The 9557-nt window shown below is 57.7% G+C and carries 7 protein-coding genes and 2 pseudogenes; 6 read left to right on the top strand and 3 right to left on the bottom strand.

Features of this window, described 5'->3' with window-relative positions; translation table 11 throughout:
- A pseudogene (locus FHT29_RS08435) lies at positions 1-107 on the top strand (IS5/IS1182 family transposase); the annotation flags it as partial.
- A gap of 13 nt (positions 108-120) precedes the next feature.
- On the opposite strand, the gene FHT29_RS34440 reads toward FHT29_RS08435, so the two are convergent.
- Entirely contained in the window at positions 121-282 is a 162-nt protein-coding gene (locus FHT29_RS34440; protein WP_348644859.1) for a hypothetical protein, read from the bottom strand.
- A gap of 638 nt (positions 283-920) precedes the next feature.
- On the opposite strand from FHT29_RS34440, the gene FHT29_RS08430 reads away from it, so the two are divergent.
- Positions 921-3092, top strand: a complete 2172-nt coding sequence (locus tag FHT29_RS08430; RefSeq protein WP_174157170.1) for an adenylate/guanylate cyclase domain-containing protein — start codon at positions 921-923, stop codon at positions 3090-3092.
- Positions 3093-3127: 35 nt separating this feature from the next.
- On the opposite strand, the gene FHT29_RS08425 is transcribed toward FHT29_RS08430, so the two are convergent.
- A complete protein-coding gene (locus tag FHT29_RS08425; RefSeq protein ID WP_168599553.1) occupies positions 3128-4138 on the bottom strand; it encodes a FecR domain-containing protein in 1011 nt (336 codons plus the stop codon).
- A gap of 443 nt (positions 4139-4581) precedes the next feature.
- On the opposite strand from FHT29_RS08425, the gene FHT29_RS08420 reads away from it, so the two are divergent.
- A complete protein-coding gene (locus tag FHT29_RS08420; protein WP_092573558.1) occupies positions 4582-4878 on the top strand; it encodes a hypothetical protein in 297 nt (98 codons plus the stop codon).
- Positions 4879-4906: 28 nt separating this feature from the next.
- Here the strand turns inward: FHT29_RS08420 and FHT29_RS08415 are convergent.
- A pseudogene (locus FHT29_RS08415) lies at positions 4907-5369 on the bottom strand (IS5/IS1182 family transposase); the annotation flags it as partial.
- A 337-nt stretch (positions 5370-5706) separates the two neighbouring features.
- Between FHT29_RS08415 and FHT29_RS08410 the strand changes: the two are divergent.
- From FHT29_RS08410 to FHT29_RS08400, 3 genes are read left to right on the top strand one after another with little or no spacing between them, the layout of a single operon-like run.
- Complete coding sequence (locus FHT29_RS08410; RefSeq protein WP_168599552.1) at positions 5707-6720, top strand: UDP-glucuronic acid decarboxylase family protein; 1014 nt, start codon at positions 5707-5709, stop codon at positions 6718-6720.
- Positions 6720-7706, top strand: coding sequence for a UDP-glucose 4-epimerase GalE (galE, locus tag FHT29_RS08405; RefSeq protein ID WP_047638545.1), 987 nt, complete (start codon positions 6720-6722; stop codon positions 7704-7706). Before FHT29_RS08410 ends, galE begins: the two co-directional genes overlap by 1 nt.
- Positions 7703-9544 (top strand): glycosyltransferase family 2 protein, encoded by a 1842-nt coding sequence (locus FHT29_RS08400; RefSeq protein WP_047554915.1) that lies wholly within the window; start codon positions 7703-7705, stop codon positions 9542-9544. The genes galE and FHT29_RS08400 overlap by 4 nt, the downstream gene beginning before the upstream one ends.
- Positions 9545-9557: the final 13 nt, after the last annotated feature.

Raw genomic sequence — 9557 nt, 5'->3', positions numbered from 1 at the left:
TCAGAGCAGTCGCAACCCGATACGACAAACGCGACGACAACTTCCTCGCATCCGTCCAGCTAGCCTCAATTCGAATTTGGCTCCGATCTTATGAGGCGGTCACCTAGTTCAATAGCGGCGTTACACGGAGTTGCCTATCAGCGCACCGACACCCGCGGTAACGGCCATCGCGATAGCACCCCAGAAAGCAACGCGGACTGTGGGTTTTACTATCTGGACGCCTCCAGCCCCAGCGCCAATGGCGCCCAGCAGCGCGAGAACGACAAGCGACACACCGAACACGGCGGGAACGAGTATATCCTTCGGGGCAAGCTATCCATTCGACGTCCTTTGCGCGGCTGCCGCCGCAGCTCACCGGCGTTTACTACCGCACCGCCGTTACGGCCTTGCGTCACGTTACTCCGTCCTACTGAAATGCATGGGCCGGCACACGGCAACAAGCTTTTTCGACCGACGGGACCGTTCCGACAGCTGACACTGTCCTCGGCCGTCCTGCGGGATAGTTCGGCGAGCAGAACATCGACGAGACGAACTGCACTCTCTTCCCATCCGGGGCGGATGATGGCCCCATCAATGTGCCACTTGTCGCCAAACCGACCGGCGGATCGCATGCGGATTTCTCCGGCAAAGTGCCGGCGGGATTTCTCCGCTCAGAGACACATAGTCTGGTGCGATCAGTCGGAAACCGATGGTAGCGATAAAGTGGATCACTCGCGGCTTGTGTCATGCTAAAAGATTCGCGCAGATCAATCGCCGACCGGATAACTTTACGATGCCCTTCGATACTTTGATCATTGCATCGTTCCCTGGAACAAGGCAGCATATTCTTCCTTGGCGCAGCAGCAGACCAATAGATTTTCGTATTTCTTCTAATCGCTACTTATTGCCGAGGGGTGCAGGGCAAAGGGGCTGACACCATAATGGTGACGCGTGCGCAGCAAATTGGCGTCGTTATCGGCCTGGCCTTCGTCACAGCATTGACGATCCTGCGGGCAAGCGATCCTCCGTTGCTAAGGCTCGCCCGCGATTTGACATTTGACCAGTATCAGCGCCTGGTGCCCCGGACCTTTGAGAACCAGCCTGTCCGGGTCATCGACATAGACGAAGCGTCACTGCGCGAGTTCGGTCAATGGCCTTGGCCGAGAAACCGGATTGCCGCTCTTGTGGACAGGCTTTCCGATATGGGCGCGTCGGCTATCGCTTTCGATATCCTCTTCGCCGAGCCCGACCGCCTGTCGCCTCGCAATGTCGTTCGCGATGTCACCGGCATTGATCCCTCACTGCTGGGCAAGCTACCGGACAACGATGAGATTTTTTCCCGATCGCTGTCGGGAAGGCCGATGGTGCTGGGTTTCGGCCTCTCCAACCAGGGAAACTATCTGCCATCGGTGAAGGCAGGCTTTGCCTATACCGGCGAAAGTCCATTCGGTGCGCCGCCCGCAATCAAGGCCGCGACGCCGCTGCAGCCGCAATTGGAAGCCAATGCCGCCGGACTCGGTCATATCAGCCTCAATCCGGGTGCATCATCGGCAGTGGTGCGCGCAGTTCCGCTTTTCCTCAGCGACGGCAAGCAGCTCTACCCCAATCTAGCGCTCGAAGCGCTCCGCGTCGCACAGGGGGCCTCCACCTACGTACTCGACGCCGCGCCGGACAGGCCGAATACATTGACCCGGGTCAAGATCGGGGATTTCGTGGTGCCGGTAACGGCGGCGGGAGAGCTGTGGCTCTATGTCAGCCCCGACACCACAAAGCGGTATATTTCGGCAAGCAAGGTACTCGCGACCGGAGACGCCTCCGCCGATATCAGAACCGCTATCGAAGGCAGTATCGTTTTCGTCGGAACCTCTGCTTCCGGGCTCCAGGATGTCCGCACGACGGCCCTTGGTGAAAACGTGCCGGGTGTCTCCATCCACGCGCAGATCGTCGAGCAGATCCTTTCAGGCCGCTTCCTTTCCCGGCCGGATTGGGCAGACGGGATGGAAATCCTGTCCATCGCCGTGTTGGGCGGCCTTCTGGTGATCCTCACCACCTTCGTCAATCCGGCCGTCGCACTTGCGTGCGGCCTGCTGATTACCTCTTTTGCCCTTGTGGCCTCCTGGCTTGCCTTCCTTTATGGGGGGCTTCTCTTCGACCCGCTGGCACCGATCGTCGCCGGATCGATCACGCATTTCGCTGCGACGGGATTCCGCTTTCTCGTGATCGATCGGGAACGGCGCGACGTGCGGCGAGCTTTCGGCCACTATCTCTCACCATCGCTGCTCCATCGCATCGAGCATACGCGCAATGCCCTGCGCCTTGGAGGAGACGAGCGCGAGCTGACCGTCATGTTCGTCGATGTGCGAAACTTCACCCAGATCAGCGAGGAGATGACACCGAGCGCCGTCGTCGCGTTTCTGAACACACTGCTCGATGCGCTGAGCCACCATGTCATCGTCAACGAAGGCACGCTCGACAAATTCATCGGAGACTCGATCATGGCCTTCTGGAACGCTCCCGTCGACGTCTCCGACCATGCCGGCAAGGCCGTACGTGCAGCCCTGGGCATGCGGGAAACGCTCGCCCGCCTCAACAACAGCGATGCATTCGGTTTCGGAGACGCGCGGCAGGTCGGAATAGGGATCGGCATACATACGGGGCTTGCATGCGTCGGCAATATGGGCGCCGAGACACGCTTCAACTACACCGCGGTCGGCGATGCCGTCAATATTGCCGCGCGTATCGAATCTACCTGCAAGGACATCAATTTCGACATTCTGGTATCCGAACCGACAGCACGCCTGCTGCCCGATTGCGCCCTGCTCGAGGCGGGAGCGCTGATGCTGAAGGGTAAGAGTATGCGAACCAAACTTTTTGCGGTGGTCGGTGATGCGCGCCTGGCAAAATCTGCTGATTTCGTCGAACTTGAGGCCATGCACAGGCGACTTGTCGCTGCCCTGCGAACACGGTCGACGAGCAGCCGCAAACTTGTCGGCGCCGCAAAACTCAAGGCGCAGGTCGTGACGACAGGACTGTTGCAGGAGTTTTACGGCCAGATTTCGCGCCGAGCCGGACACTTCGTCGACGAGCCCGCAGACAAGGCGGCCGATATTTAGCTGATTTGCAGCCGTCGTCCGCAATTCCGCCTGTGCTACCGACGGTGGTGCCCGCCGTCGTGATCGCCATGATCGCCGTCATGGCCATCGCTGTCTCGGTCGCCCGGATTGTGATCACCCCATCCGTGGTCGCCTCTGCCATGATGATGATCGTGATGATGATCGCCGTCATCGTCGTGCTTTTGCGGTTTGTCAGGCGTGCTTGGCGGATTTGGAACATTCGGCGTGCTGGGAGTTTCCTGCGGAGCAGCAGGCGCCTCGGTGCGTGGCGATTCCGGCGTACGGGATACGCTGGGCGTATCGGGCTGTGCCGGAGCAGGATTGTTTGCCGGAACGCTGCGTGGAGATACGCCGTTGGGCCGATCTTTCATCGCCGTCGACAGACCGCAGTTGCCGCCAAACCCCATTCGTCCCGAAAGTTGTTGATCCCCGGACAGAAACGGCAAAGCTCGCTGGTTGCCGAGCGTCTTGAGAATGTCGCGGTTGACCCGGCGGGGATCGCTTATCTGACCATTGCGTTTAGCGACAACGCAGTCGCATTGCTGCTTCAACTGCCTGCAGCCACCCGCGCCGCAAAACTGCGCGGCGCCATTCAGAAGAACGACCGCCGTCGTGCCGTTAGCCCCAACATAAAAATCAAATACCGTCCCGCGCACCCCGATCGTTCCGGCGGGCGTCACGATTTGATACGCCGAAGAGTTTGAATGTCCGCTCATCCAGCGAAAAGTGCCCTTTGCGGCATTTATGGTAAGTTTTTTGACTGAGCCCGAGTCATCGAAAACGAATTTGTCGATGATAACGGACGACCCCGCTCCGACAGCCAGTCTCGTGCCGTCTCGAAATGTGAACTGTCCAAGGCCCGAAAGGGAGGTACGAATTTGCTCGTCCCGGTGGACGGGGTCGTCGACCGCCAGCGGACCGCCTGCGCCCGTAACTTCGGTATTAATCAGCACAGCCTGGCCGACCTTCTCGGCGGCTTTCGAAGACAACGGTGCGAGCAGCATGACGCTCAGCACAACGGTCGCGGCGTGGCGCAGATACAACATCCCACCCTCCAGGCTTATCTATGTTTTAGCATAGGTAATTCCGGAATGCTCATCATCCTTTCTGAGTATAAAGGGCGTAGACTGAGTTATTGCCAGATCGGGTTTGGCCAAAAATCGCGTGTATTTCACCGCTGGTATTCTCACTGAATCTTCTCGACGAACGGTCTACACACCCTAGCCGATGGCGTGACATGCCAAAGTTCTTCAGCAACGCCCGTCTGAGGAGACCTGTACTTAGCGTTTTGTCAGAACAGGGCATCAAAATTCCGATGTACCGCTGATGACACTTTCTTCAATGATCCATATGCTCCCAGCGCCCTATAGGCCTTTCTTCGTTGAAGCAGATGTATCAAGCGAGAGTGCATGAGGGACCGATCTGCGAAAGCGATTTGCGCCGTCATGGAAATCGTCTCATGGATTGACCGGCACGGAAAGGATACGAGATGCGCGCGCCGTCAGGTTCTGTTACGGGGCTTTGTTCTGCCTCCGCCACCATGTTCGCGGTAGGGATGGCGTTCCTTGGCTACTGGGGTGTGTATGAGCCCGGGCACTGGCGCAGCTTCGACTATGTCGTCGTGATTTTGGCGCTCATCGGATTTGCAGCGCTTGGCTCGGTCCCTTGGATTGTCACGACCCCTGTTGCCGAAGAGGGCGAGGAGAAGGTCGTAGCCGCCAGGCGAGCGTTGGCGCTGGGAGTCGTCCTGATCTGGCTGTCCGTTCTCGTCGCGGTATTTGCCTAGTCCCGGTCGCTGGTGCACGGATCGGGGCTTAAGGGGAATGGCGACCTTTGAAACGGCTGATTATGCAATCGACCCTACGACGGACGGATTTCGGGCGCGCGCAGTCAAGCATTCGGTTGAGGGCGGCGCAGCCGATGGCGATTTCGGTCTGCTCACCAGTCAGCGACCGCGCCCGCAGACGGCAACCGATGACGGACTTGTATCGCCCTATTGCCGTCTCGGGCAGTCAACGTTTTCCTTAGCCGCGGGAACCCTGCCATTTCATCTGGCCGCCGCTGCTGATAGCAGCGATATGCCGGTCCCTTTGTCCAAGACGTCCATCGTCGATTGGTTGACCACGTTGGCGCGAGGCCGGAATGACGATGGCCGCCGCCCCGCTATCATCGATAATTGCGTCGTATGTCGGTTTTCCGTCATAGGCACCGTCGAACAGTAAATTGTCCGATCGGATTGCCAATCTGATCGAGTAGTGGCTCAACTTGAGAAACGTCACGCAATAATATTGATCTATTTCATAGTAAAAAATTCGAATTATTCCTAATTATATAATAAATTCAATATGTGCTATCATTTTAACCATCGAAAATTGCAATAAAATTGCACTGATGCGGCTCAAGCGGCTATCTAAATTAAGTCAAATCCAGACAAATAAATGGACAGATTGCAAACTTTTAGAATTCCCGGATAACGACACATTCCTTAAATATTAGTAAATTATAATCGGAAATTGAGACAATAATTTCCCGCCACGGATACATATAGGTGAAGACTATCAAGTCTTTTTTCCTGTGATCTCTGGTCGATAGTTAAGTTTGTTGGGAGGGTTTGATGAACATCGCGTTCAAATCTACGACTTTGTCTCTGGAAAATACAGAAACACGCACAATTCTTGTTGCAGGAGGCGCAGGGTTTCTTGGTTCGCACCTTTGCGACCAACTATTACATGCCGGTCACAAAGTCATTTGTGTAGATAATTTCTCGACCGGACGGATGGAAAATTTATGGCATCTGCTGCGCTTCGACACGTTTAGCTTCATCCGCCACGACATCATCTCGTCGTTCGATGTGCCGGTGGACGAGATCTACAATCTAGCCTGCCCGGCCTCGCCGCCGCACTATCAGGCAGACCCGATCCATACCATGAAAACATGCGTTTTCGGATCGCTGAATCTTCTGGAGCTCGCCGCGCGTCATCAAGCGCGGATATTCCAGGCTTCCACTTCGGAAGTCTATGGAGATCCGCAGGTGCACCCGCAACCGGAGAGTTACTGGGGTAACGTCAATTCCTTCGGTCCACGCTCCTGCTATGACGAAGGCAAGCGTTCTGCAGAGACGCTTTTCCGCGACTTTCACGTAAGGTATGGCGTCGATATCCGGATTGCGCGCATCTTCAATACCTATGGGCCGCGCATGCGCCCTGACGACGGCCGCGTTGTCTCCAATTTCATCGTCCAAGCCCTCAAGGGGCAGGATATTACCGTCTATGGCGACGGCTCGCAGACACGCTCCTTCTGCTACGTCGATGATCTGATCAAGGGCTTCGTCCGGTTGATGGGTGACCAGTCGGCTATTCATACCCCGGTCAATCTTGGCAATCCGGTCGAATTTACCGTGCGCGAGCTTGCCGAACAGATTGTCACGATGACGGGATCCTCGTCGAAAATTGTCTACAAGACACTGCCGATCGACGATCCCCGCCAGCGTCGCCCCGATATCACGGTTGCGAAACGGGAATTGGGCTGGGAGCCGTCGGTTGCGTTGACAGATGGCCTGAAGTCCACCGTTTCCTATTTCGAACGTCAACTGGTTCGGCCCAGCGGCGAGCTTGTCGAGGTTGCGTGATGTCCAGACGCAGAGTACTCGTTGTGGGTGGCGCCGGCTTCATCGGCAGCCACACCGCCAAGCTCCTGTACAAGCAAGGCTTCGAGCCGATTGTCTATGACAATCTTTCGACGGGCCATCTGTCGTCGGTGCGCTGGGGGCCTTTCATCGAGGGGGATATTCTCGACACGCAGTCTCTTGCCGAGACGATCGAGACCTATCGCCCTGTAGCGGTCATACATTTCGCTGCTTCGGCTTATGTCGGCGAGTCTGTCGAAAACCCGGCAAAATACTACGCTAACAACGTGAACGGCACGCATTCATTGCTGGAGGCCTGCCGGCGCGCGGGTGCGGACAAACTGATCTTTTCGTCGAGCTGCGCGGTCTACGGCACTCCTGATCATCTGCCGATCCGCGAATGCGAGACCAGGCGCCCGATAAATCCCTATGGCCGGACGAAGCTGATCGCGGAGCACATGCTCGCCGATTATTCGGCGGCTTATGGGCTGCACTATGTGGCGCTGCGCTACTTCAATGCTTCCGGAGCGGATCCGGAGCGGGAACTCGGTGAATGGCATGATCCGGAGACACATCTCATCCCCCGCGCACTGCTGGCGGCATCCGGCTCCATCGACGTTCTTGAAGTTTACGGTGATGACTATAACACGCCAGATGGCACATGCATCCGCGATTACATTCATGTCGTAGATCTTGCGCGGGCCCATGTGCTGGCGGTTGAATATCTGCTGGCCGGCGGCGCCGACCTTGCCGTTAATCTGGGCACCGGACACGGAACCTCCATCAAGGAAATTGTGAATGCGATCGGACGCGTTTGCGGGTACCCGGTCCCTGTCGCAATGCGTGCCCGTCGGGCAGGCGATCCACCCGCACTTTATGCAGCTTCGGACCTTGCCGCCGAGAAGCTCGGCTTCCGGGCTCTCTATTCGGATATAGAGACGATCATTCGAACTGCTGCCCCCTTCTTCGGACTGGAGGTGCGGCAATGAACCCTTACAAAACACAGGTTCAAGCCCCGCAGGACGAACCCTTGATGACACCGATCCTGCAAGGCTATCGACGCGCCGAATATTTGGTCGGCGCCGCATTATGGGCTGCTGCGCTCGTCTATTTCTGGCGTTGGTGGTTCGAACCAGCACATTATGTGGACCTCTCCGGCTCCATTCTGGTGACCCTGGTGTTGGCTTGGGTCACAATCATTCCCGCCTATTTTATCGTGGTATTCTATCGTGCCCGGAAGCCACACGGGCGCTTGCGCCTGCCCGCTGGCAGCCGCGTCGCCATGGTGGTGACGAAGGCACCATCGGAGCCTTTTGCCGTGGTGGCGCGGACTTTGCGCGCCATGCTGGAGCAAGAGGTGCCGCACGACACCTGGCTTGCCGACGAAGATCCTTCGCCCGCGACGCTCGATTGGTGCCATAGGCATGGCGTTCATGTTTCCACCCGCAAGGGGCGTGAAGATTATCACCGTCAGACATGGCCGCGGCGCACCCGATGCAAGGAAGGCAACCTCGCCTTCTTCTACGATCATTACGGTTATGAAGGCTATGACTTCGTCGTCCAGCTCGATGCCGATCATGTGCCCGAACAAGGGTATCTTTTCCAGATGCTGCGCCCGTTCGCCGATCCGGCGGTCGGCTATGTGTCCGCGCCCAGCATTTGCGATTACAACGCACGGGAAAGCTGGTCGGCGCGTGGGCGCCTCTACGCGGAAGCCAGTATGCATGGATCGCTCCAGGCTGGTTTCAATGGCGGGCTCTCGCCGCTATGCATCGGCTCGCACTATGCCATTCGCACCGTCGCCCTGCAGAACATCGGCGGCCTTGGCCCTGAACTGGCCGAGGATCATTCGACCACGCTGATGATGAATGCCCACGGCTGGCGCGGCGTTCATGCGCTCGATGCCATAGCCCATGGCGACGGTCCGCGCACCTTCGCCGATCTCATTACGCAAGAGTTCCAATGGTCGCGCAGCCTGATGATGATCTTGCTGCAATATTCGCCGAAGCTGATCGGACGACTGCCGCTGCGCCTCAAGGCCCAGTTCCTGTTTTCCCAGCTCTGGTATTCTCTTTTTTCGCTGTTCATGGGGCTGATGTTTATCCTGCCCGTGATTGCGCTTTTCCGCGGAAGGAGTTTCGTTGACGTCTCCTACCCCGGTTTTCTGCTGCACTTCGTACCGCAGTCGGTCCTGCTGATCCTGTTCGCCTATCGCTGGCGCAGCACCGGCACGTTCAGGCCGGTGGACGCCAAGATCCTCAGCTGGGAAATGACGCTGTTTCTGTTCGCCCGCTGGCCGTGGGCGCTCGCCGGAGGCCTGGCAGCCGTTCGCGACTGGGCAACGGGATCTTTCGTGGATTTTCGCGTCACGCCGAAGGGCACGTCCGAAGTTGATCCGCTGCCTCTGCGAATCCTGGCGGCTTACGGTCTGCTGTCGCTGATTTCCATCCTCCCGGTACTATCCGTCGCTACAGCGGAAGAAACCGGCGGCTTTTACATCTTCGCCACGCTGAATGCCGCCATCTACACGCTGCTCCTGCTCGTCATCATCCTACAGCACACGCGCGAAAACACCGTGTGCGTGAGCAGGCGTTTCTATCGTCCGGTGCTCGCCAGCAGTCTGCTCGCCCTGATCGCCTTGCCATGTGTGGGCACCATCGAACATGGCCATGACGGCATCCGGTCGCTGGCCTGGAATACGGACGGCTACATGCTGTTCGAAGATCGCTTCTCAGTAGCGGGCGCCGGAATCGGCGGACGCGGATTGCACAGGCTGACGTTCAATCCGCGCTGGCGGCTGAGCGACACCGACAACAACGGTTCATGACAAGAAGGACGCC

The organism is Rhizobium sp. SG741, from assembly GCF_012275435.1.
Taxonomy (GTDB): Bacteria; Pseudomonadota; Alphaproteobacteria; order Rhizobiales; family Rhizobiaceae; genus Rhizobium; species Rhizobium lusitanum.
The sequence above is the reverse complement of the archived record's forward strand: the minus strand, read 5'-3'. Positions and strand labels throughout refer to the sequence as shown.